At 33.5% G+C, this 26,532-nt stretch carries 21 protein-coding genes and 1 pseudogene; 9 read left to right on the top strand and 13 right to left on the bottom strand.

Features of this window, described 5'->3' with window-relative positions:
* Window positions 1-552 precede the first annotated feature (552 nt).
* Complete coding sequence (locus ACVWY7_RS04340; protein WP_073524759.1) at window positions 553-1,068, bottom strand: hypothetical protein; 516 nt, start codon at window positions 1,066-1,068, stop codon at window positions 553-555.
* Window positions 1,069-1,778: 710 nt separating this feature from the next.
* On the opposite strand from ACVWY7_RS04340, the gene ACVWY7_RS04335 reads away from it, so the two are divergent.
* The 5 genes from ACVWY7_RS04335 to ACVWY7_RS04315 all read left to right on the top strand — a co-directional run bounded on the left by ACVWY7_RS04335 (window position 1,779) and on the right by ACVWY7_RS04315 (window position 5,431).
* Window positions 1,779-2,165, top strand: coding sequence for a hypothetical protein (locus tag ACVWY7_RS04335; RefSeq protein ID WP_073524757.1), 387 nt, complete (start codon window positions 1,779-1,781; stop codon window positions 2,163-2,165).
* A gap of 108 nt (window positions 2,166-2,273) precedes the next feature.
* Window positions 2,274-3,083 carry a hypothetical protein gene (locus tag ACVWY7_RS04330; RefSeq protein ID WP_073524755.1) on the top strand — a complete coding sequence of 270 codons (810 nt, stop codon included), beginning with the start codon at window positions 2,274-2,276 and terminating at the stop codon, window positions 3,081-3,083.
* On the top strand, window positions 3,083-3,913 hold the full coding sequence (locus tag ACVWY7_RS04325) for a hypothetical protein (protein WP_073524754.1): 831 nt from the start codon (window positions 3,083-3,085) through the stop codon (window positions 3,911-3,913). Before ACVWY7_RS04330 ends, ACVWY7_RS04325 begins: the two co-directional genes overlap by 1 nt.
* 12 nt (window positions 3,914-3,925) lie before the next feature.
* Window positions 3,926-4,762, top strand: coding sequence for a hypothetical protein (locus ACVWY7_RS04320; protein WP_073524752.1), 837 nt, complete (start codon window positions 3,926-3,928; stop codon window positions 4,760-4,762).
* A 21-nt stretch (window positions 4,763-4,783) separates the two neighbouring features.
* A complete protein-coding gene (locus tag ACVWY7_RS04315; RefSeq protein WP_073524751.1) occupies window positions 4,784-5,431 on the top strand; it encodes an ATP-binding cassette domain-containing protein in 648 nt (215 codons plus the stop codon).
* A 114-nt stretch (window positions 5,432-5,545) separates the two neighbouring features.
* Here the strand turns inward: ACVWY7_RS04315 and ACVWY7_RS04310 are convergent.
* The 4 genes and pseudogenes from ACVWY7_RS04310 to ACVWY7_RS04295 form a co-directional block, all read right to left on the bottom strand.
* A pseudogene (locus tag ACVWY7_RS04310) lies at window positions 5,546-5,682 on the bottom strand (IS6 family transposase); the annotation flags it as partial.
* A gap of 92 nt (window positions 5,683-5,774) precedes the next feature.
* A complete protein-coding gene (locus ACVWY7_RS04305; protein WP_071737360.1) occupies window positions 5,775-6,728 on the bottom strand; it encodes a TRM11 family SAM-dependent methyltransferase in 954 nt (317 codons plus the stop codon).
* Window positions 6,729-6,860: 132 nt separating this feature from the next.
* Window positions 6,861-8,450 (bottom strand): N-acetylmuramoyl-L-alanine amidase, encoded by a 1,590-nt coding sequence (locus tag ACVWY7_RS04300; protein WP_456523682.1) that lies wholly within the window; start codon window positions 8,448-8,450, stop codon window positions 6,861-6,863.
* A 240-nt stretch (window positions 8,451-8,690) separates the two neighbouring features.
* Entirely contained in the window at window positions 8,691-9,740 is a 1,050-nt protein-coding gene (locus tag ACVWY7_RS04295; protein ID WP_072192336.1) for a M42 family metallopeptidase, read from the bottom strand.
* Window positions 9,741-9,866: 126 nt separating this feature from the next.
* Here ACVWY7_RS04295 and ACVWY7_RS04290 point away from each other — a divergent pair, with 126 nt between their 5' ends.
* Window positions 9,867-10,046, top strand: a complete 180-nt coding sequence (locus ACVWY7_RS04290) for a hypothetical protein (RefSeq protein ID WP_105989963.1) — start codon at window positions 9,867-9,869, stop codon at window positions 10,044-10,046.
* Between the two features lie 21 nt (window positions 10,047-10,067).
* Here ACVWY7_RS04290 and ACVWY7_RS04285 read toward each other — a convergent pair whose 3' ends face one another.
* The 3 genes from ACVWY7_RS04285 to ACVWY7_RS04275 all read right to left on the bottom strand — a co-directional run bounded on the left by ACVWY7_RS04285 (window position 10,068) and on the right by ACVWY7_RS04275 (window position 11,622).
* Window positions 10,068-10,394: a nucleoside triphosphate pyrophosphohydrolase gene (locus tag ACVWY7_RS04285; RefSeq protein WP_001277353.1), complete on the bottom strand. Its 327-nt coding sequence runs from the start codon at window positions 10,392-10,394 to the stop codon at window positions 10,068-10,070.
* Window positions 10,395-10,411: 17 nt separating this feature from the next.
* Window positions 10,412-10,732 carry a hypothetical protein gene (locus ACVWY7_RS04280; protein WP_073524746.1) on the bottom strand — a complete coding sequence of 107 codons (321 nt, stop codon included), beginning with the start codon at window positions 10,730-10,732 and terminating at the stop codon, window positions 10,412-10,414.
* A gap of 101 nt (window positions 10,733-10,833) precedes the next feature.
* Window positions 10,834-11,622 (bottom strand): enoyl-CoA hydratase, encoded by a 789-nt coding sequence (locus ACVWY7_RS04275; RefSeq protein WP_000454174.1) that lies wholly within the window; start codon window positions 11,620-11,622, stop codon window positions 10,834-10,836.
* Between the two features lie 309 nt (window positions 11,623-11,931).
* Here ACVWY7_RS04275 and ACVWY7_RS04270 point away from each other — a divergent pair, with 309 nt between their 5' ends.
* On the top strand, window positions 11,932-13,311 hold the full coding sequence (locus ACVWY7_RS04270; protein WP_168392566.1) for an O-antigen ligase family protein: 1,380 nt from the start codon (window positions 11,932-11,934) through the stop codon (window positions 13,309-13,311).
* A gap of 141 nt (window positions 13,312-13,452) precedes the next feature.
* Here the strand turns inward: ACVWY7_RS04270 and ACVWY7_RS04265 are convergent, their stop codons facing one another.
* Window positions 13,453-14,484 carry a hypothetical protein gene (locus ACVWY7_RS04265; protein WP_000792073.1) on the bottom strand — a complete coding sequence of 344 codons (1,032 nt, stop codon included), beginning with the start codon at window positions 14,482-14,484 and terminating at the stop codon, window positions 13,453-13,455.
* A 9-nt stretch (window positions 14,485-14,493) separates the two neighbouring features.
* Window positions 14,494-15,951, bottom strand: a complete 1,458-nt coding sequence (locus ACVWY7_RS04260) for an MBOAT family O-acyltransferase (protein ID WP_456523681.1) — start codon at window positions 15,949-15,951, stop codon at window positions 14,494-14,496.
* A 226-nt stretch (window positions 15,952-16,177) separates the two neighbouring features.
* Here ACVWY7_RS04260 and ACVWY7_RS04255 point away from each other — a divergent pair, with 226 nt between their 5' ends.
* Both ACVWY7_RS04255 and patB1 read left to right on the top strand, forming a co-directional pair.
* Window positions 16,178-17,593: an MBOAT family O-acyltransferase gene (locus ACVWY7_RS04255; RefSeq protein ID WP_000232129.1), complete on the top strand. Its 1,416-nt coding sequence runs from the start codon at window positions 16,178-16,180 to the stop codon at window positions 17,591-17,593.
* A 24-nt stretch (window positions 17,594-17,617) separates the two neighbouring features.
* The gene (gene patB1, locus ACVWY7_RS04250; protein ID WP_456523680.1) at window positions 17,618-18,808 is read left to right on the top strand and encodes a secondary cell wall polysaccharide O-acetyltransferase PatB1; all 1,191 of its coding nucleotides are present in this window, start codon (window positions 17,618-17,620) and stop codon (window positions 18,806-18,808) included.
* A 95-nt stretch (window positions 18,809-18,903) separates the two neighbouring features.
* Here patB1 and ea1 read toward each other — a convergent pair whose 3' ends face one another.
* The 3 genes from ea1 to csaB all read right to left on the bottom strand — a co-directional run bounded on the left by ea1 (window position 18,904) and on the right by csaB (window position 26,437).
* Entirely contained in the window at window positions 18,904-21,492 is a 2,589-nt protein-coding gene (gene ea1, locus ACVWY7_RS04245) for an S-layer protein EA1 (protein WP_456523679.1), read from the bottom strand.
* A gap of 721 nt (window positions 21,493-22,213) precedes the next feature.
* Window positions 22,214-24,658 carry an S-layer protein Sap gene (gene sap / locus ACVWY7_RS04240; protein ID WP_277493307.1) on the bottom strand — a complete coding sequence of 815 codons (2,445 nt, stop codon included), beginning with the start codon at window positions 24,656-24,658 and terminating at the stop codon, window positions 22,214-22,216.
* Between the two features lie 675 nt (window positions 24,659-25,333).
* Window positions 25,334-26,437: a polysaccharide pyruvyl transferase CsaB gene (gene csaB, locus ACVWY7_RS04235; RefSeq protein ID WP_001241611.1), complete on the bottom strand. Its 1,104-nt coding sequence runs from the start codon at window positions 26,435-26,437 to the stop codon at window positions 25,334-25,336.
* Between the last annotated feature and the right edge of the window lie 95 nt (window positions 26,438-26,532).

The raw sequence follows: 26,532 nt of genomic DNA, 5'->3' as shown, positions 1-26,532 counted from the left end.
AAAAGATTGGTGGTGTCGAAAAACAACGCCGTCTGAAATTCTAGGCTTAATAGAGATAGCATCTGAGGCATTTTTTTAAAGTTGATGGCTATGCCTGTACGAGTGCCCTTTTCTAATATCCTTCATTTATAAATATATTATTTCCAGGTACACATCAAGCAAAATTTATATAAATAATATAGATTCCCCAAAGAATGTAACCAACTTGTGTTAAGATAAACATTGTAAATTCGAAACCAGTGAGCTTTCTTTCTCTTTTTATTTTTCGTAAATACAGATAAAAACTAAAAGTCGATATAAACATTAATAATACAGAGGCATTAAATATATTCTCTACAATTGTAATAACTAATCAACTCCTCTCTTAAAAATTAATATAGAATAAGCATATCATATGAAAGTTTAATTTACTTCAATTCCACCTTTTATCAACAAAATTCATATAGTATTTCTCAACTATACTTATTAAAAAATAAAAGAACCTCTTATGCATTAATAGATTCGCAAAAGAGATTCTTTTTTAGTAAATTTTCTTATAAGGTATTATACAAATTATTCATGAGGATTTGGCGCAACAGAAGCTGGAGCTGGTCCGCAAGTTACTGCAAAACCAAATAACACTACAGGATTGATAGACAAACCAAGTAATGAAAGCACTCCCAATGCTCCCCAATAATCTTCTTCTTTGAGATACGTCTTTATTTTGTTAAAATATGATGTACCAATACCTAATGCATCCTGCCAACATCTTTCCCAAACATTACTTGTGTACAGATTAGTTGGTATTTCTTCATCATTCATTAGATAAACACCAGCAATAATAGCTGCTTTTTCTTCATTATTATATGAAGATTTCGCCAACTCTTCTTTATTAAGAACATACTTGCCTGTTTTTTTATCTTTTACCATAATAACCGAAAATATATATTCTAATTCTTTAACTTGAGCTTCTAGCTCCTCATGTTTTGCATTATATTTCTTTCCATCGTCTATAGTTGCAGCTGAAGCGAGAGTTGGGACAAAAACTAAAGTAAAAGCCATTAACATAAATATCAGTTTCTTTAACATAGTGAATTAATTCCCCCAATTTTTTTATTTCTCCCTAAACTATAAACCTGTAATATGAAGCTTTATGTCTTATCTAAAATTTTTTACATTCACGCTCCTCCATTCCCTGTATTTGTAAATATACTATTACAATTAATTATAAATGTATATATTTAACAATTAATCCATCCATTACAATTAATTGAAAATTAAGTGTATAAGGTTAATTTTCGTTGTAACTACTGTCCAGATTGAGAATAAAACACTGATTGAATTCTTTCAGAATTAGATAAACACCAGTGTTAGTTTGATAGTGATAGGATAGCACCAACAGCACACTTGAAAATATTCACCTTGGCTGCTTTGCTTCTTCTTTGTAAAATTTTTTTGACAGTGTGAAGATGTTGCCTAGCCGAATATATCAAAAATAAAGATTTAGGTAGTACGACTTGGATTAACAATTATACCTGTCGAATCGCCTAGATTAACTGTTAATGAAATATCTCTTATTCTATATTTTTATGACGTTGAGAAAGTTTTATTTTTGATATTTTATAAAATATTTCTTTTGTAAATAGCAATGGCAACCAGCTCAGTTTCTTGAATCTGATTATTCTGATCATTATTGAGAAATAAAATACCGATGGAAATTATATGGTAAAATTATGAAAAAGTTGTAAAGTATTAATTAATCGCGATTGTTTTATAGAAAAATAAATGGAGGTTTATTTATGAAAAAATCATTAATGTTATTAACGGGTGGTTTAGTATTAGCAAGCGGGATTGGTTTTGGAGCAGATGCATTCGCAAGGGACATTACACCTTATAGCGAAGTGACTTATGGTGGATGGCATGCTCAAGTCGCGGCGAAAAAATTTAGAGATAATGTAGACGGAATTGATAACAATGATCATATTTCTACTGGTTCTCAACGCTCTGTAATTCTTAACAGTGATGGCGAAGCCAGAAGTGATAAGATTACTGTATATAGTGGGAATCGTGAACATTTAACTAATAATACTGGAAAAGGTGGTTATACTTACAGACTAAATATGACTCCTCCAACTACATGGGATCGTTTTAAAACATCAGGTAGCTTTAGCCCTGACGAATATTAATAATATGTTAGGTTGATTAAATCCGAAATAACTACTTCAATAATCTTATATATTTAATATATAAGATTATTGAATTTAACTATTTATCTTTGTAAAAGGAGATTATGTATGGGAATTATAGTTGCTGAAATAAAAAAAGGTATATGTAATAAAATGTTTTTATTATCTATCCTCTTGGGAATAATTATGATTTGTTATAGTGCTTATACTAGTTTAAAACCTTATTTGTTTCTATCTAGCGCATCTGATATCACTGAATCTCAAGTTAATTTATTAAAGGAATTGGCGTTTAATAGATATGAAGTTTGGGTGTATGGTACAGATTTTTATGTGCTTATTTCACCTTTATTAGCATGCTTAGCATATTCGACATCATATCGATTGGATATTGAAACAAATTTTATCAACTGTATTCTTGTTAGAACGAAGAAAAAATATTATCAAATAGCAAAAATTTCAGCAACTGCCCTTTCGGGAGCACTTTCTGTTAGTTTTCCGTTAATATTGTTTTTTATTATTATTAGTATTTTTCTTCAAGGTGATATTACGAAACCTTTAAAGATTTATCCTTTTGGAGTATTAAGTGAGATTTATAATTATAACCCTAATCAATACATATTATTTTTTATAGTTGTACACTTTATTTTTGGAGCGGTGTATTCTATATTTTCTTTAGCCCTTTCTTCTGTTATTAATAATCGATTAATTGCGTTAATTACTCCTCTAATATTTTTGTATGTAGGTACTATTACATTTCATACAATTGGCTTACCTAGATTTTCACCTGGGGTTGTTAATTCATTTTATCAAATGAAAACTGTTACTTTACTAGACATTACACTACATTTATTTGGAATGTTAATTATTAGCTTCAGCGTGTTTTTTATTTCTTCCAGAAAGGAGCTTGAAAAAATTTAATGAAAAAATCGATTCTTTGGCGATTAGCGTATTACAATTTAAATCAAACATTATTCCAAACAAAATTGTATGTATTTATTAGCATTTCAATTTTTCTTGCTTTTATGTCTAGCAAATTAATGTCTAATGAACTGCCAGACATTTCTACACTTAATTTTTGGGACGGTGTATTTTCTTTTATAAGTAATTATCAAATCAATTTGTTTTTACTTGTTTTATATTTTTTATATTCTATTATTAAAGTTTTATACGACAATGATGAAGTAAATATTTTTATAAGACTTATTAGTAAAGAACAATGGTTATTCTCTAAAATAATAACTATTTGTATACATAGCTTGGTTGCAGTACTTTTATTTTATCTTATCCCTCTTGCAGTAAATCTGATTTTACTTCCATATGATGTATCTTGGAGTCAAGAAGTGGCAAATGTACTTGCAGGAAAATCCCCATTAATTTCTTTACCACATATGGATTTTTCAAAAGCTTTTTCACCGATATTTGCTTTTATTTTATCTTTTGTGTTAGCTATGATGGTATTGAATATTATTGGACTCTTCAATATTGTATTATTTATGATGTTTAATAAGGAAAAAACAATGGTTATTGTAATTAATATTGTATATTTGATTTTTTGCTACATTTGTTATCATTATATAGATTTAGGTTTTTTTAATTTCATTTCAATATATAATTTTATGATATTAGAATTCTTTTATTACAAACCACATCAATTAGATTTTTTAACAACTTTTATTATGCTATATATTATTTACATGTTACTTTTTATTTTAGGACGTTTGTTAGCTCGAAGATGGTCCGTTTTATGAAGGGGAGATTTAATGTTTCAAAGTATATTATTTAGAATTACTTGGATGAATTTAAAGTCTTTTTGTAGAGCTTGGCAAATCATACTTTGTGTAGCTTTATTTTTTTTAATTTGCATATATAATAAACAGGAAATGAATAGTATGATGTATTCTTATGATAAGACATACTCGTATTTTGATTTTGTATTTTTCATGCTGGGCAGTAAATATAATCCAATTCACTATAGATTACTTGAAACAATGGTAATGATACTTCCTTATATATTATTTAGTTATCTTACGGCTATTTATTCTTTGGAAGAAGGTATTTTAAAATCTTATATGACCATTCCTAGGGTGAAATCATTATTCAAATGGTATGTTAGTCATATTATTACTTTAATAATTACTTGTTTTGCATATGTAGTTATAGAGCATATTTGTATATTTATAGTTTCATTAGATTTGCCAAAACATGTTTTAAATTCGGATAATGAATTATTACCTGTTATCACTAACCAAATAACTACACTAGTAACTGTGATAAGTATACAAATTATTAGTATGCTTTTTTTTCAGATATTACAACTGGTAATAACGTTACTTACTTCCAATCCAATTTATGGGTTTTTATTTGCAATATTTTCTTATGTAATGGTATTTTTTACGAACACTTTAAATGTAGGAGCTTTAAAGTGGATTCCAGGTATCCAACTTATAGTGAAAAACAATAGTGTTTCTTCAGATTTTGTTAATACTATTTCTCCATCTTGGTCATTTATGTATATGTTTATTTTAGAATGTCTAGTTATAGGGATTGGTTGGTTTTTTTATAATCGCAAGGAAAAATTACTTTATAAAATTATGTAATATGTTTAAAGGGGGGTTATCATGAATGATAATACAGTAGTAGTACAAGTAGAGGGATTTAGTAAAAAAATAAAAGGAAACAACATATTGACCAATATTAATTTGGATTTATACCAAGGGAAAATATACGGGTTTGTGGGGCATAATGGATCGGGAAAGAGTATGTTATTCAAAGCCATATGTGGATTAACAAAAGGAGAAACAGGAACAATAACAGTAAATGGGAACATCTTAGGTGAAAAAACTGATTTTCCTGATCGAACAGGCGCTTTAATTGAACATCCTGGTTTTTTACAACAATTAAGTGGTTTTACTAATTTAAAATGGTTAGCAAGTATTCAAAATAAAATTAGTAACGAACAAATTATTAATGCAATTCAGCTAGTCGGGTTAGATCCGAATGATAAAAGAGCTGTAAAAAAATATTCATTGGGTATGAAACAAAGGTTAGGAATTGCCCAAGCTATTATGGAAAATCCAGATATTCTTATACTGGATGAACCAATGAATGGATTAGATTCTCAAGGTGTTTCTTCAATTAGGGATTTACTTTTAGAATTGAAGAATAAAGGTGTAACTATATTATTAGCCAGTCATATACAAGAAGATATTAAACTCTTATGTGATGAAGTGTTTATAATGAATAATGGGGAAATAGTCAGAGGATAATATAAATAAACGGATTTATTCATAATGATACTAGTATTAAAACTTATTATGTATACGCTAAAAACGGTTAAAAATAAAAGAGAATAAATCCCATATCCCTAACTGCATTGTACCTTATGGTGCAAGTCCAAAAAATTGATGAATGAATTCTTTCTGACTTTGGACAGACTGGTCCCGGAAATCAAGCTGTTCTTTTTAATCACATGCATGACTTCTATCCCAGAAAGAATGGATTTAGCTGTGTCAAAATAATTGTAAAAAAAAGTGTCTCCGATGCCTTTGGCATCGGAGACACTTTTTTTAAGTTGATGGCTATGCACCTCAAACGGGTGACCTTCCTTTCTTATTCGCAAACAAGAATTTGTCTAGAAAATGATCCTTTTTTTGTAGTGCAGCGATCTGTAATTTCGAATCCTGCTTCATGGATCATGTCGTCCATCGTTTCCATCGTGACAACGACTACTTTTTTAGCGATGCGGCGCGCGCTTGAAAGAATGGAGAGCTGGTCTTCTGGTGTTGCGTGAGTGAATAAATCGTACGGCATATCGATAATTGCAACGTCGTAGTTCTCAGTAATCTCCTCGATTGGACCTTTTGTTACTGTTCCTTCCAATCCGAAATGCGCGATATTTTTTCTCGTTCCAAGAACTACAAGTGGATTTATATCTCTACCAACGATATTTACCCCCATAGAAAGTGCTTCTACTACTACTGTTCCAATACCACAGCATGGGTCAATTGCTCGTACTCCCTCTGGATTTGGTACAGCGATATTGGCAACTGATCTCGCAACACGTGTGCTAAGGGATGTCGAATAACTATGTGGTTTTTTTATGTGATGATACCAAACTGGCTCACTTTCTACATAGTGCCCGAAGTACCAGCGTCCTCCAAGAGGAACAATCCCGAATACACGCTCTGGATTACGAACATCCGCTTCTCCTTCAATATGCATGCCGAGGTCTCGCTCTATTAGACGTCTTTCTCCATATTCAATTTTATTCTCCCCAACGAGGTCATTAATTTTAACGAAGATCACTTTAAATGACGCCCCCGCCAAATCAATTTGTTCTACTTGTTTTAAAATGCTTTCTAAGTCGTCTCCTTCGTACATAACCTCAACGCGCTCTTTTATAAACGCACTTCTACTTGGATCAATTTTGACATCACTTTTCAAAATATTAACGTGAGACTCCATTCCAAAGAACGAGCGCATTTCCAAGTAACATAAAGCACGCTCCTCCTCACGAAATGCATACGTATATATACATGCAGGTGTTTTACTATGATTATTCAATCTATTATCATCCTCTATATCGTTATAATTACAATACTTTTTCATATAAAATTAAATGATATCACATGCCGGAAATAAAGAGAAACGTTAATAAATAAAAGAGACTGCCCATTGGCAATCTCTTTTGATGTATTAACGGAAAGAAGATACATTATTACCCTTTGCTTCGTAATAATCTAAAATACCTTGATAAATCGCTTCCGCTGCAGCTTGTCTCTGTTTTGGTGTAGCAATTTTATCTGCATCACTTTTATTATCTACAAATGCTAATTCTGTTAATACAGCTGGCATTGTATTTTCTCTAGTTACGTATAAGTCCTGATGTTTCACACCACGATCTTTTGTTCCAAGTGCTGCTACAAGACGGTCTTGAATTTTTTGTGCTAATAACTTACTGTCTTCTACATGCGGATTCGTTACTTTTGCTCTTGCTGACTGATAATATAATGTTTCTGTACCTTGTCCATTTTTATATTGAGAGCCATTAGCATGAATACTTACAAAAATATCTCCATTATGTTCCTGTGCAAATTCTACACGTTTCTTTAATGAATCAGGACCACTTGTTCCCGGGCGTGTATCATCTGTACGAGTGAACATAACAGTAAATGGTGCCTTTTGCTCAAATATTTTCTTTAATCGTAATGATACGTCTAATACAGTTTGACTTTCTTTCTCATAATAACCAGGATTACCCGAGTCCATTCCACCGTGACCTGGATCAATAATAATCGCTTTACCTTCTAAGAAGTTACCTTGCTTCACTGGGTTTAATTGGTTTTTATCAACCCACTGGAAACCAGCGCCTACACGGATACGAATCCAGCTACCACTCTCTTCCATAACCGTTACTGTTTGTGCATTATATGTACCTAGCACTTTAGAACTATGTGAAGCTTTTTCATAAGTAGTAAATCCTTCATGAATCGTTTCTGTTTTTTCTGTTAGAGGTGTCCACTTCTCACCTTTACTTGTTACAATTTTCAACCAGCCGTCTGCTCTTTGTTCTTTCACTACAACCATTTGTGGCTTGTGCTGAACATCAGTAATACCAGATGATAACGATGGTTGATGATATGTAATAAAGTTTCTGTTCATATACATTCTTTTTGATGTATCTGTTTTATCTTTATCAGCCATCGCTATAAACTGAGCTGCTTCTGCACGAGTTACAATTCCTTCAGGATTCCAGCCATCTCCCGTACCCTTAGAAATCTCTAAAGCTACTAAAATATTAGCTTGTTTCTTACCCCAATGAGGTCCCAAATCTTCAAACTGTGTTGGAAGTTCTCCAATAATTTTCTTATCTAATGAGTATGCTTGTACTAACATAGATGCCATAGATGCACGGTTAATTTTGCTTGATGGATTGAATTTACCAGTACCATCCCCATTAATTACACCTGCTTTTTCCACTGCAGCAATGTACGGAGCTGCCCAATGATTTTGTGCATCTTTAAATGATGGCTTTGCTTTTGGATCAATTGGTAAACCAAGAACGACTGCTAAAATTTTTGCAGCTGATCCTCTATCTACTGCTTCAGATGGAGAAAACGTTCCATCTGGCTTTCCATCAAGCGCCTTTTTTCCTACTAAATAATCAACTGATTCTTGCGCCCATGTAGGAACATCCGAAAACTTCTTCGCTGCTGCGAAACTACTTACTGGAGACGATAATAAACTTGCGGCTAAAATACCTGCCGCGACTGCACGATACTTCATAAAAAATAATACTCCTCTCGACAATCATCTTTTAATAACGCGTAATCTTAATATATAAATTTCGACAAATCCAAACAAAAAAAATTAGTGCGCCTCTATTATTTTATAATACTCGAATTATGTAGTAAACCTACTTTCTTAATATTGTAAAATAAATTACAATTAATTTACTTTTTGTTAAATAAAGTCGATTTCTCTGCAAACAAAAAATAGGCTACTAGAAGTAGCCTATTTCTTTTCTTATTCTGCAATCATCTCTGATAATACATATGCATAAACAAGTGCTTCTGTATGAGCAATCGATCTTTCATGTGTACGCTCAAATGCATGAGAAGAATCAATACCTGCTCCAATTAATGCATGTTTCACATCAAATCCAGCGCGAATTGCAGCTGATGCATCCGATCCATAGTACGGATAAATATCTACTTTATATTCAATATTGTTCGTTTTCGCAAGCTCTACTAAATGTTTACGCAGTGCATAATGATATGGACCGCTAGAGTCTTTTGCACAAATAGATACTGTATACTCGTCAGATGCTTGTCCATCACCTAACGCTCCCATATCTACTGCTAAATATTCAACCGTTTCTTCTGGAATATTAGAGTTTCCGCCGTACCCAATCTCTTCATTGTTAGAGATTAAGAAATGAGTTGTATATGGTAATGTTACGTTTTCATCTTGTAATCTCTTAATTAATTTTAATAGAATCGCAACACTTACTTTGTCATCTAAATGACGTGATTTTATGTATCCACTCTCTGTAATTTGAACGCGTGGATCAAATGAAACGAAATCTCCTACTTCAATTCCTAATTCACGTACTTCATCAGCTGAAAATACGCGCTCATCAATGCGAACCTCAATATTTTTCTCATCGCGTTTCGCTTCACCTGCATCTTTATATACATGTACAGACGTTTGATGCATTAAAATCGTTCCTGTATACGTCTTACCACTTGATGTTTCAATTTCACAATATTCCCCTTCTACAGAGTTCCAGCGAAATCCGCCAATCATAGAAAGACTCAGACGACCGTCAGGCTTAATTTCTTTTACCATCGCACCTAACGTATCAACGTGTGCTGTTAATAAGCGGTGCTGTGCATCATTTTTCCCTTTTACCGTTAAAATAAGAGCGCCTTTATTGTTACGCTTCGTTTCTACATTCCACTCACTTACATAGTTTTCAATAAAACGAATGATTTTCTCTGTATTTCCAGACGGACTCGGAATAGAGACAAGCTCCTTAATCAGTTCCATCGTTTCTTTCGCATGATGTGCCATTGTCGTTTCCTCCTCATTTTCTCTATTATTTAGTATACAAAATTTGCTAGAAAACCTCTACTCATATAGCTCAATTTTCTAAATTATAGTAAAATTCACTTTAGTATATAAAAGGAGTTATACAATATGAATATATCAAAAAAATATGTACACATTGCACTCATTTGGTTTTTAGCATCATTACTTTGTTTACAAGTTTCTTATGCCGTTCATACTACTACTTCTATTACAATTGGCTGGGTATTAACAGCTATCTTCTTCATTATTAGCTTAATTGTAACAAAAAAGCATAGCGTTAATGCGTAACGCTATGCTTTCCCTACAAATCTATTCTTCTGAAACATCTAATAAATAAATACCTCTTTCAAACCCACCGCGCTCTATTTCTTTTTGCTTGCGAAGACGTTCTACATCTTCAATTGTCGCACCTTCTGCACGCGCTAATGAGATGATTACTTCCAGTGCATCCGCCAGAGAATCAAGCGCATGTTCACGCTCTTTCATAGAAGCAAATTCACGAATTTCTTCCGTTCCAATTTTCGCTAAAGCTTGTATGTATGCTTGTCCTGTTAATTTTTGTGCTGTATATGTTTTTCCAGACATTAAAATCTTCTCTGGAACACGATCTCGTACTAACTTGTTATATGCTGACATCATCCAACCTCCTATATTTAATAACATCCGAGCTCTGCTTTATAGAAAAACCATTTCTTCGTCACACATGCACTAATCATATCAATTCCTGATCCTTTTGCTCTTACGTGCGGAAAGAAATAGTGCTCTGGTTCTTCTTTCTTATCGCCATATAAGGTTTGGTACTCATCAGGAATCGCCTCTTTTTTCACATCCCGTTCTTTCTCCACTTCACCTGAGAAAGCAACAATTGGATGCCCTTCAAAGAATAGTGCAGTTCGTACCGCAAGAGATGGTGTACTATGCAAAGCATAATATGTAAGTAAAATAATAACGATAACACCAATAATTTTCTTCATATATTACTCCTAAAAAAAGTGCTAACACAATTATACTAAAATGTGTTAGCACTTTCTCCCCTTTACCTTAAATTAACCGGTAGTAAAACTATCATTACACTTTATTCTCCTTTAAATGCCGGCAAACGTTTTTCTAAAAATGCAGCAATACCTTCCTTATGATCCGCTGTTTGTCTCATCGCATATTGACCGCGTTTTTCAAGCTGCAATGTTTGTTCTAAATTAGAGCGATTTACTTCACATAAAATTTGTTTCGTTTGAATCATCGCTTTAATCGGCTTTTGTGACCACTCACTAATTTTTTGCTTCACAGCCGTTTGGAAATCCTCACCGATTACTTCATCAATTAAGCCGATATCAAGCGCTTCTGTCGCTGATAATTTCTTTCCTTCCCAAATAATTTGCTTCGTCATATTTTCACCAACGCGCTTTTGAAGGAAGAAATGTCCGCCGCCATCTGGAATTAAAGCGATTCCAATAAAGTTCATCGCAATAATGGATGATATATCTGCCATCACATAGTCAGCTGTTAGCGCAATGCTTAATCCAAGGCCAGCAGTTGGTCCATGAATCGCACTAATAACGAGCTTTGGCATCGTATATAAAGTCACAACGACTTCAGAAATAGTATTCATAATACCATCAAACTTGCTTTCATCATTACTTGAAAGCATCGATTTAATATCTCCACCCGCAGAAAAACCACGGCCGTTCCCGCATAACACAACAATGTGCGCAGAACTCTCCGCTACTTCTTTCAGTTTTTGTAATAGCTCTTTTAACGTTGGCTCATCTAATGCATTTAACACCTCTGGGCGATTGACCATAACCGTTGCAACGTGCCCTTCATATTTCACAATGACAGATTCTGTTTTACTTGTTACTTCCATTATATACCCCTCTTTTCTACACAAAGATTATACTTATATAATTATAGAAAGGAGGTGAAAAACCCTTCTTTTTTTCTTAATTTTCTGTCTAATAATCACGAAATTTGTATATAACCTCGTATAAAACATACAATTTCGTTGAAAAATATAGAAATTAAAGTCGGTTTATCCCCGCTCTTCATCTATTTACCATTACAATGAAATGGTGTATTCTTAAGTTTGATATAAAAAATTAAATATAGAAATTCATTTTCCTTCCTATTATATAGAGAGGTACTGAAATAAAGGAATGAAGAAATGGAGGAACATATGGTTACTAAGTTAAAACAGACGGCTAACTACTTCCCGCATTTCCTACTGCTATTCATCGTGTTTCAACCAATTTTAGATTTATTAACGTCTTTTTCAATCTATGTATTACACATGAGCGCAACAGTCGGAATCGTAGTCCGTTTCGCCTTTATGCTTCTTGCATTGGGTTATCTACTTCTTCATCATAAACAACAAGGCGCAAAAAAATATATTCTTTATTTATGTCTATTTGGCATCGTACTCGCAATCGGCCTTGTGAATAATTTAATGATCAAATCTCCAGTTTCATTTGGAGAAGAAGTGAAGTTCATTATGAAAAGTGTATATCCAATTGTACTACTGTTTGGATATATTATCGCACTAAAAGAATTAAAAAATAACGAATTTTCGTTTCATAAAATCATTACGTATTTCTTATACGCAACGTTAATTTTAAGTGTTTCGATTATCGCAGCAATGGCAACTGGCACAGATTTTCCAAGCTACCCGAACTCAAAAATTGGTTCAAGAGGATGGTTCTTTGCTGGAAATGATTTAAGTTCCATTTTCGCAATTATGTTCCCAATCGTTGTCTTATACTCGGTCCATAAAACAACTTCTTTCTCAAAAGTGTATTACTGGATTCCAACTGTACTTGCGATGTATGCAAGCATTATGATCGGAACGAAAGTAGGCTATGGTGCTATCGTTATTACACTTGGCATCGCTCTTTTCTTCTTATTCATTGAGTATATGATGCATCGTAAAAAAGAAGGAAAAGGATTCACATATCTTGTAAATACAATCGTTGCTGCTGTCGTATTAGGTGGTTTACTCGTTCTTACACCGCAAACCCCTATCGCAAAAAACATGAGCATCCACTTACAAATATATGAATACAAAAAATCAGTACAAGACGAAAAAGACCGAAAAGAAGGAAAAGTAGTTAAAGAAGAAGAACATAAACAAGGCGAACTAACAGACTCTGAAATGAAAAGTTTAATTTACAGTGATCGCGACAAGTTTTTAAAAGTATACAAACAATACTATAAAGAAGCACCACTATCCCAAAAACTATTTGGAATGGGATACGCTGGTAACTATACAACGAAAATGAAGTTAGTCGAAATGGATTTCCACGACCTATTCTTTGCGTTCGGTATTGTCGGCTTCCTTATGTATTTACTGCCGCTTCTTTATTTCGGTATAAAAATATTCATTCGCTTGATCACAAACTTCAAAAAACTATTTAGCGTAAAACATATGCTACTAGCTAGCACACTCGTCTTATCGCTCGGTATCGGCTTTATGTCTGGGCACGTCTTAACAGCACCAGCCGTTAGTATTTTCTTTGTTGTGATACTTGCTTACTTAATTGTTGATTTAGAAATAGAATAGAAAGAAGCAGCATCTATTTGGATGCTGCTTCTTTCTGCTTCAGTCACAATTGGTTTTACTCGCTTAATTAAATTTTTTGTAGACTGCAAAAAAAGATCGAATCACATTACGATTCGACCTTTGAAACAAAACTATTTCTTTCTATTGAAACGATGCATGAATCTGCTCCAGCACCTCATCAATATTATCCTTCGTAATAACGATACCGAAATCTTTCGGCACATTACGATCTTCTTCATTTACAACTTTATGTGCAATTATTTTTCCGACTTCTGGCCTGAAATGATGTCCATCCATATAATTATCTAAGTTCTTTGTTACTGAATTTAAATACATAAAATGATGTACTTCTCCAAATACATCGACAGCATCATGGAGCCATCTTTTATAATCCTCCCAACGTCCTGATTGAATCATCGTACGAAACAATGGCTCTGAAACAGGCGTTGTAAAAATATAAAACTTCGTATTCGGATTATGGGATTTTACAGTACCTAATATTTCCTTCATATTTTGATACTCATAATTCCCGCCATAAATCTCTCTACTAAATTTATCTACTTGCGCGGCAATTTGTGTATCACGCTCTTCTTTCGTATACTCACGCATCGACTTTATGTTATCGCGATTATATACATCAATAGTCTTATTGTGATGAATGGAGTTTTGGATTGTATTTCGGGAATATGTGATTCCATCCATACTCACATACGATTTAATTGGATATAGTAAGCTTTGCGCCTCATTAATATATACTTCTGGTTTTTCAAAACCGATTTCTCTATTTTTGTTCGTTCCAAGGAAATCTAAACCAATCACAATAGAAGATAATTCACTACCTTTTCGCTCTTTTGCATATTCAATGTACGCATCGTATTCACGCGGATCTGTACTACTTACCGCATAATTAAATGCGTTTAATCCGGTAAAATCATTTTCATTGATAAACGTCGTTCTACTACTGCCCAGTATAACGCCATCATAAGTAAACGGACGATATGTTATATAATTTGTTTTTTGTTGTCTCTCATTAAACCCAAACTGAACATCATTCCACTTATTTTTATGCGAGAACAACCAAAGTGAATCTGCATAGCCATTAAATATTCCAACACCTGCAAGTGGAACAAAAACACATACAAAAACGAAAATAAGCCACTGTTTGTTTTTCATATTCTCCACCTAGAAATTAAAGTATAAAAACTCACTAATACTCGTTAAATGTAACACACTATACACAAGTAATATTGCAGTAAATAACGCCGTCCATACTGTCGGACGGAATGAGTCTTTTAACTGAATTGAATTTTTTAAGAAGAAACTAATACATAATGCTCCGAAAATATACGCTACTATTTCCGTATTTAATAATGAAACATGGTATGCTTCAGTAAATGAAACACCGTACTCTTTTAAAAATTGTAGTTTCTCAATAATAAATACCGGGAACACACTATTTGCGAGTTCGAACCCATTAAATCCAAACATTCCTTTTAACACCTTCACCGCATCATGCATCGATGTTGCTCTAAAGAATACCCACGTTATATTAATGAAGAAAAACGTCACGAGCCATCCTGCCCAGGCCGGCATGCGACCTCCTGCTTTATTCCACAAGCGATGGACGACAGAAGCTAATCCGTGCAGAAATCCCCAGAAAATAAATGTCCAGCCAGCACCATGCCAAAGTCCACTTATTAAGAAAACAATCATAATATTGACGTATGTACGCGTAATTCCTTTTCGATTTCCTCCAAGAGAAATATACACATATTTCGTTAAAAACTGGCTTAATGTCATATGCCAACGATGCCAAAAATCTTGTATACTCACCGCTTTATAAGGAGAATTAAAGTTTTGAGGCAATTTAATATTAAACATTAACGCAATCCCAATTGCCATATCGCTATATCCACTGAAATCAAAGTATAACTGGAATGTAAACGCTAATGATGAAAGCCACGCTTCAACAAAGGTTAGCGATTGCTGTACATCAAATCCTTCTCGTACGACAGGAGATAAAACGTCTGCAATCCCTACTTTCTTGAAAATACCGATGGCAAATACAAAAATACCGAGAACGATATAATTTGATTGCCAACGCTTTTTACTACGATCAGCAAACTGTGGCATAATTTGCGCATGGTGTACAATTGGCCCTGCAATAAGTTGCGGGAAAAATGTTACAAACAGAGCGTAATCAAGAAAATGACATGCCTCCGTTTCTCCGCGATATGTATCTACTAAAAATGCAATCTTTTGGAATGTATAGAAACTAATCGCAAGCGGTAACGTTAATGATAATAATGTAAAATGAGTTCCAAATAACGAATTTACATTTTGTAAAAAGAAATCATAATACTTGAAATAACTAAGCATTCCTATATTAAATATTAAGCCTACTGTTAAAAGAAGCTTGCTCTTATGCTTCACGAGCTTCATTCCGATAAAGTAGTTCACAATGAGCGATACTAACATAAGCGGCAAATATTTTATGTTCCAATAACTATAGAAAAATAAAGATGCTGCTACAAGCCAAGCTTTCGCTAAAGTAGTTTGTCCAAATTTATTTAATAGAAAATATAAAAGAAATGCTATCGGTAAAAATAAAAAAATAAACTCAAACGAGTTAAATAACACACCATCTCTTCCCTTCTAAACAAATCACACCTTATTCATCTTATCTTATCCAGATAGTGGGTGTCAAAAGGATTCCATACCGCTTTCCTTCTATTATATAGAATAATTATTTTAATCGAATTATTAACATGCTAAAATATTAAAGGCACTATTATATAAAAGAATATATAATAGATATGTCGTTTTTTTTGCACGAAATGTATTTTGAAAAAGTGAGGAGAGTCCTTTGGTATTTAGTAGTTCGATTTTCTTATTTATCTTTTTACCTCTCGTATTATTTTTCTATTTTATAGTGCGTGCCGAGCTACGTAATTTCGTATTACTTGCATTTAGTTTAATTTTCTATGCATGGGGCGAACCGCGTTTCGTTCTTTTAATGCTCTTTTCCATCTTATTAAACTACTGCTTCGGCCTACTCGTGCATCATTATGATAAACGAAAAAATATGAAAGTCACATTTTTAATTATGGCTGTGGTCGGGAATATACTATTGCTTTCTTATTTTAAGTATATTTCATTTTTCACAGACATTTTAAACAACGTATTGCACTTATCTATTCATGTGGAACCTATTCCACTACCAATTGGAATTTCATTTTATACATTCCAAGCGATGTCCTATGTCATCGATATATACCGTAAAGATGGGGATGTTCAAAAAAATCCACTTAACTTAGCGCTATATATATCTATTTTCCCTCAGCTTATTGCCGGGCCAATTGTTCGTTACAATATCGTCGCTGAGCAAATTAAAACGCGCATCCACTCTTTTGAACGATTCACAGAAGGTATTCAAATTTTCGTTCTCGGACTAGCAAAAAAGATATTAATTGCTAACCAAGTTGGGTTTGTCGCTGATAAAATCTTTGCCTTACCACCATCTGAAATGAGTGTTGGAACGGCATGGATCGGTATTATCGCCTACACCCTGCAAATTTATTTCGATTTCTCAGGGTACTCTGATATGGCAATTGGAATTGGAAAAATGTTCGGCTTTGATTTCCCGAAAAACTTCAACTACCCATACATCTCTAAATCTATTTCAGAGTTTTGGAGAAGATGGCATATTACACTCGGCTCTTGGTTCCGCGATTACATATATATCCCGCTCGGCGGAAACCGCGTTTCAAAACTAGCGAATTATCGTAACCTCTTCATCGTATGGGGGTTAACTGGTTTATGGCACGGGGCGAGCTGGACATTTATCGCCTGGGGCTTATATTACGGCTTTATTATTTCAATTGAAAAAGCTGGATTCGAAAAAATATTAAACAAACTATGGAAACCGCTGCAACATGCATACGTATTACTAATCGTTATGATCGGTTGGGTCTTCTTCCGAGCTGACAACTTCGCTTACTCGTTCCAATATTTAAAAGCGATGTTCGGCATAGATGGTCAATCTTTCATCGATGACAATACAATGTTATACGTACATGAATACATTATCGTATTTCTCATTGCCTTTATCGCAGCGACACCAATTTTAAAACGAATGAAAAACATACTAGAACTTGCGCCAAAAACGTATATGTTCACAACACAATTTGTACGTCCTATATTATTACTAACATTATTTATGATTTCGGTTATGTACTTGATTAACTCAACATATAATCCATTTATTTATTTCAGGTTTTAACACATGTAGGAAGGAAAAGTTATTATGAAAAAATTGGGGAACCTCATCCTGTTTATCGGTTTTCTCACCATTATCTTTTCATTTGGCATATTATCGTTACTCAAAACAGACCGAGACATTTCACCAGTTGAAAATCGGCCGCTCGCTCAAAAACCAGCACTTACGAAAGAAGCTCTCCTAACTGGTAGCTTCTTTAAAGATTTTGAAACATACACAAATGATCAACTAATCGGACGAGATGAGCTTATTAAAAACTATACGATTGCTCAAATTAATATGGGTAAATCTCTCATTAACGACATTATTTTAACTGATGATAAATGGCTCCTGAAAAACCCGGCGTGGACAACAAAATATAATGAAATTGATCAATCCATGCCTGCTATAAACGACTTATCTCAGTTTTCAAAAGAACAAAACGTTGAGTTTTACTTTACTTTACCACCGTCAAAAACGAATGCATTATCATTTAAATTACCTTCTCATGTTCACACATATGCACAGGAAAATTTAAATTACTTTCTAACGAAACTACCAGCTGACGTAAAGCCAATAAAACTTATGGAACACTTGAAAAAGAACTATACGAATGAAGAAATACAAGACATGTATTTCAAAACAGATCATCATTGGAATATGGACGGTGCCTTCTTAGGTTACCAATATATAATGAACACAATCGGGCAACAATCTTCTATATATAAAGGAAAAGAAATAAAAAAAGAAGATTACACTCGTACATGCGCGCAAAATAAACATTTAGTCGGAAGCTTCAACAACCAACTATACCAACTCATCGATGCAACTGGTGAAAAATTGTGCTACTACACACCGAAAGACGGTTTTAACTTCACAAGCGTAACCGCAAAAGATGTGAAAGGCACTATTCATCAAAACTTAGATGAAATATATGGCGTAGAAAAACAAAAAGATACAACATCATACGCAGGTTATTACACAGATGACTATCCAGAAATCGTCATCGAAAATAACAACGCACAAAATGAAGTACGCGCCTTAGTCCTAAAAGACTCATTCGCAAACGCAATCGTGCCGCACTTAGCACAAAGTTTCAAACACACATCCATCCTCGACCTGCGTCACTATCACGAAAAAGATGTATATCAATACATGAAAGACAATAACATTAACATGGTATTGTTCGTGTATAGTGATTCGAATTTGAGTGGGGATATGTTTAAGTTTAAGAACTAAAAAGAAGGCTCTTGTACATGTACAAGAGCCTTCTTTCTATTAAAAAATCAGCGGGGATGAATCCCCACTGATTTTTCACTTTATCTATAATCGACTTATAGATTTGGGTTATTAAGAACGTTCACGTGTACAGCTTGTGAACCGATTTCGCTTGTAATAACATCTTTATCTTTTAATACTTTGAATACTAATGTACCTTTGTCAGTGTACTTAGTAGTTAAAGTATCATAAAGATCTGCCTTGAAGTTTGGAAGTGCAGAATCACTTGTTTGAGATACTGTTACATCACCAAGTTTTACATCGCCAGCGTTAAATACAGCATCGCCGTTTCTATCTAAGTAAAGTTTACCTTGCTCTGCACCAGATTTCACAACACGTACTTTATGTTGTGTTTCTTTCGTTAAGTTAATACCTTTTACAATATCATCAAGGTTACTCTTCTCAAGCTCTAATACAGTACCGATGTTGATTTTCTTCTCAACAAAGTTTTCTGTTTGAACTGGTTTGAAGTTTACAGATTTAATAGCAATTGTCTCTTGAACGATTTCGATTGTCGCTTTACCAGCAGTTGCACCATTTTTCGTTAAGTGGATATCAACTTTACCTGGAGTTTTACCTGTAACAACAACTTTATTTCCAACAATTTTAGCGTCAGCTACAGCTAGATTTTTAGATTCAACTTCATAACCTTCTAAGTTTTCAGGATCAGAGTATACGCGATCTGAAGTGTACTTAGATAATTGATATTCAACAGTAGTTGAAACATTTAAGTCAAGTTTTGTATCAGGTGATTGGCCATATTGACCTACTTTAGATACAAGTTCAAAGTTTTTAAATGCAACGTTACCCTCTGTTACGTTCACATATAATGAACCTAAAGTAGCACCATTACCATTTTGGAAGTGAACTGTACCTTCGCCTACTTCGTTACCTGTAATACCAACAGTTTTTGTACCAATTGAACCAGCATCCGTTGTTACTACATCTAATCCACCTTCAGCAACTACACCTGTCTTTGGAAGAACTTCTTTAATTGCAACTGAGTTAGCACCAAATGGATCGCCATATTGGTCAGTTGTTACGAAAGTAACAGGTAATGCTTTATTTTGAACAACTTGTAATTTGTCTGGGTTAGCTTTTACTGATGCTAATTTACGAGAATCAGTCGTTACTTTAAATTTAACATCTTTCGTTACGTCACCTACTTTAATAGTAAGTGTAGCTTCACCAGCAGCCTCAGCAGTAATGTAGTTATTTACTACAGAAATAATACCGTGGTTTGAAGATTTAATGCTAATTGATCCTGGATCAACTACTTTATCTTCTCCAGCAATTGTAGCAACTAATTTATTAAGAGATGCTTTTTCACCAACAACTAAGTTTTGGCTATTTAAAGCAAAGTCTTTACCAGAAAGCTTGCTGCCATAGTTTACAACACCATCATTATCAGCATCTAATGCAAATACAACATTTTTAATTGCAGAAGCTGGTGTATCAAGGTTTTTCACTGTAATAATACCAGTGTTAGAAACTGTTAAACCACCGCGTTTTGTAACTTGTACTTCTACTTTGTAGTCACCTGGCTTAATGCCAACAGCTAATTTACCTGTAGTAGAAGTAGCTTCTCCACCTTCAAAGATGTTTGCTGATGAGCCGTCTAAGTTATTTGCCACAAATTTGACGTCATGGTTTGCTAAGTTTAAGTATTCAACATCAGCATTACCTTTTTCGTCATTTAATTTGAAAGCAATTGCTTGACCAGCACGATCATCGTCAAATGTAAGTTTTTCTACTGCTAATTTTTTCACTTCGTATACGAATTTCGTTACGAATGATTGGTTTTTCACTTTTACAGTAAGATTTTTATTTGGAGCAACTTTACCACCAAGTGTTACAGTTGCAGAAGTACCATCAGCACTTGCTTCGATTGCAACTGCTTTGTCTCCTTCAAGAGTTACATCATCAGCAGAAAGTTTGTCTAAGCCAGTACCTGTTAATGTTAATTTCGTTGGTTCAGAAACTTTCACATCAGTTACATACGCTTGTTCATTATCTTTTTTGCCATATTTTTTATCTGTTAATGCGATAAATTGAGCTGCTTCTGCACGAGTTACAGTTTTATTTGGCTCCCATTTACCACCAGTACCTACAGAGATTCCAAGGTTAATTAGGATGTTTGCTTTCTCTTCACCCCAATGATCTAATAAATCTTCAAATGTCGTAACTAACTCGCCGTTAACTTTATCTTTTAAGTTATAAGCACTTACTAACATAGAAGCAAATGAAGCACGGTCAATCTTTCCTTCTGGATAGAAGTTTTCTTTGCCGTCACCTTTAACGATTCCAGCTTTTTCTACTGCTGCGATATATTTAGCAGCCCATGTATTTTTAGCATCTTTGAAAGAAGGTTGAGCATTGTCATCAACTGGTAAATTTAAAATTTTAGTGAAAATAACAGCTGCCGAAGAACGATCAATTGTTTCAGTTGGACCATATGTACCATCTGGTTTACCTGTAATTGCACCTTTATCTACTAAGTAGTTAATAGAACCTTCTGCCCAATGTCCTGCTGGAACGTCTGGGAATGATTTACCTGCTGCTGCTACTGGAGATACAACACCTGCTACCATTGCTGCTGTCATTGTACCTGCGATTACTTTTTTGTAAGAGTTAGTCTTTGCCATTTTATAAATTTCCTCCTTCAGGAATATGCTACTAGTTTCACATCATATTAAATTTGAAAACTAGCTAGTTAGAAAAGCCATAAAACAATAAAAACATAAACAAAAATACTATAATGAAAAGTAGTTCATATAAAAAAATGATACAAACCGTTAGATGTAAATATAAGGTTTAAATACCATTTTCTGAAACAAGTTCATCATACTATACAAAACCATTCGTTATCAAGAACTTTATCAAAAGAAGATTCGACATATTCTGATAATTCAGTCTATTAATCGTATTATTAGTATATTAATAATACTCAAATATAGAAATGAACAAACCGTTTTCCTATAAACCACTCTCACTGCGCTTCGTATATTTTTCATATCGAATACACAATTGGAATTATAGCACATATTTCCACTTCTTCACCTAAATATTTTTTACAATAAATACAATTTTCAGACTACATTCGACTTAAATTATTATATTTCGACATTTTATTCTTCTTTTCGAATGTTTTTTTAACAAAAAAAGGTGTGAATTTACAAATAATTTACATATTAATGAGGTATTCTTCTATTTTTGAAAGCGCTTTTTATTTGTTTCTCAATAAGGCTACTCCTTTCAATCTCAAATGTATATGAAATAAGAGCAAAATAAAAAGCCTATGATACTCATAGACTTTTGTCTATTTTCTCATAGGCTTATATTAATCATTTATTAAATGATTTTTAATTATTTTGTTGCAGGTTTTGCTTCTTTAATAGAAACTGCAACTTGTACAGCTTTATCAAATTCTACTTTTTGCTCTTTTCCATCTTTTACAACTGTCAGGTTTTTCACATAGATAGATGTTGCACCTTTTGCACCAACTGTACCATTTTCAGCTACAACATTTGTGTCAGCAGAAACAAATTCTACATTAGAAACTGTTGCTTTTGCTGTAGTTGCAGGTACACCATCAACAGATAAGATATTTAAAAGTGCAGCTTTTAAATCAGCATTTGGAGCTACTTCTTTAAGAGATGTGCTTGTAAATTCTACTGCTAATCCTTTAGCAGTTGGTGCTGTATCAACAACTTTGAATGAGTGAGTTGTGATTAATTTACCATCTAGTACAACTGTTACTTTATAAGTTTCACCAGCTTTTGCACCTTGACCAACAGTAATTACACTGTTATTTTGTACAGTAACTTGTGCATCAGTTGCGTCTACTTCTTTACCATCTTTGTTTGTTGTTGTTACTTTTAGTTCAGCTGCTTCTGCACCTTTTAATACTAATCCATTTGCATCTACAGGAAGAACTGAAACAGTCATTGCATCCTTTTTGTTTTCCTCAGTAACATATTTATCTAATTCTTTTTCTAAACCACGAACTTCAAATTTAGAAAATGCACCTGGAGCTTTTAATTCTAGAGCTAATGTAGCTTTTGCTTCTTTTTCACCAGATTTTGCAGTTAATACAACTGTATAGTTACCAGCTTCTTGACCTGCTGCATTCAGAACTAATTCTTTGTTCACATATTTAGCTTCTAATTTTTTCTCTTTTAATTCTTTACCATCTTTATCAAGTACTTTCACTGTTACAGGAGCTGTAAACTCTTTACCGTATTGATCTAATACTGGAGCTTTTACTTTTAAATCTGTTACATCTTTTGTAGAAAGCGCTACGTTAGTTTTTTCTAATTTAATTTCTTTCATTGCTTTTTGAGCGAAAGCTTCAATTTCAACTGTTTTTGAAACAAGTTCTTTACCTTTTGAATCTTTTACAGTTACTTTTACTGGTGCTTTTCCTGCAGATAATACAGTTACTTTACCAGTAGCTTTATCTACTACAGCAACTTCTGTGTTTAATGACTCATATTCAACTTTTCCAGTTGTTACTGCATTAAATTGATCTTTCAATTCTACTTGAACGTAAGCGTTGTCGCCTTCGTAAACTTTATTGTTTTGTTTGAAATCTTTAGAAGTAAAGTCAGCTTTATTTTGTTCTGCAACTGTCCAGTTAGAGATTGAAGCTACTGCAGCACCTTCAGCAGAAACTTTTACTTCTTTACTTTCAGCTACTACTTTACCGTCTTTTTTGTAAACAGCTTTTACAGTAGTTGAAGTACCTTTTGCTAAAGTGATTTCACCTTGTGCATTAATTTTTTCAGCAGCTGGAGTTACGAACTCAATACCTGTTGGTGAAACAACTTCAGTACCATTTTCATCTGTAACTTTGAATTGTAATTTAGTTGCCACATCAGCTACAACTGTTTGGTCAGCCATTTCGATTGTTTTTGCTTCTAAAGAACCTACAGTTATTTCTGTTTTACCAACTTTGTTTACATCTACAGTGTAAGTTTGTTTAGCTGCTAAGTTACTATATAATTCAACTGTAGCAGATTTTTTATCTTCTGATAAAGTTACTTCTTTAACTAGTACTTTATCGTTGTTAGCTTTGTTAGTTACTTTGATATCTTCTTTAGTTAATTTTTCAACAGCTTTGCTGAATTTAACTTCTACTTTTTGAGTTGTAACTGCTTTTGCAGATTCAACTGTTGTTGCTGTTGTACCGAACTGCTTGTCAGTCTTAGCAATAAATTGAGCAGCTTCTGCTTTAGTTACAGATTTCTTAGGCTCCCATTGATCACCAGTACCAACAGAGATTCCTAATTCAACTAGGATGTTAGCTTTTTCTTTACCCCAGTTTAATGTTTCTAAATCTTTGAATTTAGTTGCTGGAGTACCGTTTACTTTAGTATCTAATTTGTAAGCTTCTACAAGAAGAGATGCCATAGAAACGCGGTCGATTTTTCCGTTTGGCTCAAAGCCGTTGCCTGTACCTTTAATAACGCCAGCTTTTTCTACAGCTGCGATGAATGGAGTGTACCATTGGCCTTGAGAGTCAGCGAAAGATGGTTTAGCATCTTTATCGATTGGTAAGTTTAAGATTTGAGCCATCATTGTAGCTGCTTCTGCACGAGTTAATTCTTTTCCAGGCTCGAACATTCCTTTGTCGTTACCTGTAACTGCGCCTTTTTCTACTAAGTAGTTAATAGAATCAATTCCCCAGTGATCAGCTGGAACGTCTGGGAATGTTTTACCTGCTGCTGCTACTGGAGATACAACACCTGCTACCATTGCTGCTGTCATTGTACCAGCGATTACTTTTTTGTAAGAGTTAGTCTTTGCCATTTTATATATTTCCTCCTTAGGAATGTAATACTAGTTCCATAATATTTTAAATAGATGTTCTATTTTTTTTGGAAACTAGTAGATATAAATGTGGTTAAAGTATTCCACATACAGAATAATAGAATATCCCGTATTATAGAATCATAAAGAAATCATACACCCTTTTTATCCAATTTAAAACCTTAAATTCGACAAAAAAGTGAATTTTCACAATTCTAAACGATAGTTTTTTCGACTTTTATTTAAAAGACTCAGATTGTAAAATCAGAATATTTTAAATGAATAGAAAAAGGCGTCAGAATTATATTTTTAACAAGCTTCTTATAACCATTTACAACTATAACAGAAAAAGGTTTCCAATTACAACATCTAACTATATAGATATTACGACATTAATCGACAACTTATTTTTCTGCAATTCGACATTTTTCTTAGCGTTATATTTTTCAAAATTACCATACCTATTTTCTTATCATTTACTAAATAAAACCTTAAATACTAACATTCCTTATATATTAATGTTAGGATTTTTAAACATACATCTTATCTATCAAACTTCTTTTTTATGAGAATAAGTTTACAAGTATTACGAGATTCGACATTTTTCTACAAATATATTTTTTCTTTCGACATTTTCTTTTTTTCAAAAAATAAAAAAGAGGATGTCCTCTTAAATTAAGATCCCATTCCTCTTTTTTTGAACTCTTTTGAATTCAAGTCACTTATGATATATCGAGACGCTGTTGAAATTTGTTCTCGTAATTCTTCTACTCTTTGTTCCAATGTTTCTTGTACATATTCTTTTTGTTCTAGTTGCTTCGTTGCGACATTATACAAAGTTTCAGCCGTCCAATCACCATCTACGTTTCCGATAATCGGCTGATTTACTTGTTGTAAAAATGAATCGATCTTTGGATCATATGAAATACCGACCATAGGGATATTAGCAACGGCAGATAGTATGAGCGCATGAAGTCTCATACCGATTAGAAGCGAACATTCCGACAAAATTGAAATTTTCTCATGAATATCAAGCTTATACGGAAGCATATGAGCTTCTTCTCCCATTAAATTAATAATATCCCGTGATGCATTTTGATCAAATGGTCCATGCATTGGTACGAATAAAATATGGTATCCATCACGCTTTAATTGTTTCAGCGTATCTGCTAGCTTCTTCATATAATCTTCTTTTGCGTCCCAATACCTCACACTAACTGCAATTACTTTCCCTTGAATCGAATGTTTTTGCAACCACTCCGACTTCATTCCTTCTGGTTGACATGCCAATACTGGATCTGGAACTAATTCAATATCCTTCTTAATACCAATTTCTTTTAAATACAAAAATGAATCTTCATCACGAACTGATATATATTCTGCTTTTGATACTTGCCATTTCACTAATAAACGATTTTGTCTTTTCGTAATTGGACCAATTCCTTGCGCATAAATATAATACGGTTTCTTCAAAAAACGAGCAATTCGCATAATACCTGTATAGTACAAAATACTTTTAATACTCGTTTTATCTTGAAGGAGGCTTCCCCCTCCGCTAATTAAGCCATTACTTCTCTTTATTTCTTTATAAATTGCTCTTATATCCCAGCGATTTACTGCCTCTACACCGTACATTTTTCTTGTATAGTCAGGGTCATTCGAAAGTACAACAAGCTCAAGAGTAGGATCCTCTTCATGTAGCGCTTTAATAATTGATTGCAAAATTGCTTCGTCCCCAACATTATAAAAACCATAATATCCTGATAAAACTAACCGCACTCTTAATCTCCTCCAACATTTCGCAATCAACTTTTTGTCATGCAACAAATTGCTATCAACTCTTTAATAAGAAAAGTTGGATAACTTCAAATTGA

The organism is Bacillus sp. TE9106W, assembly GCF_054062215.1.
Note: the sequence above shows the minus strand (reverse complement) of the source record. Positions and strands in the feature narration are given on the sequence as shown.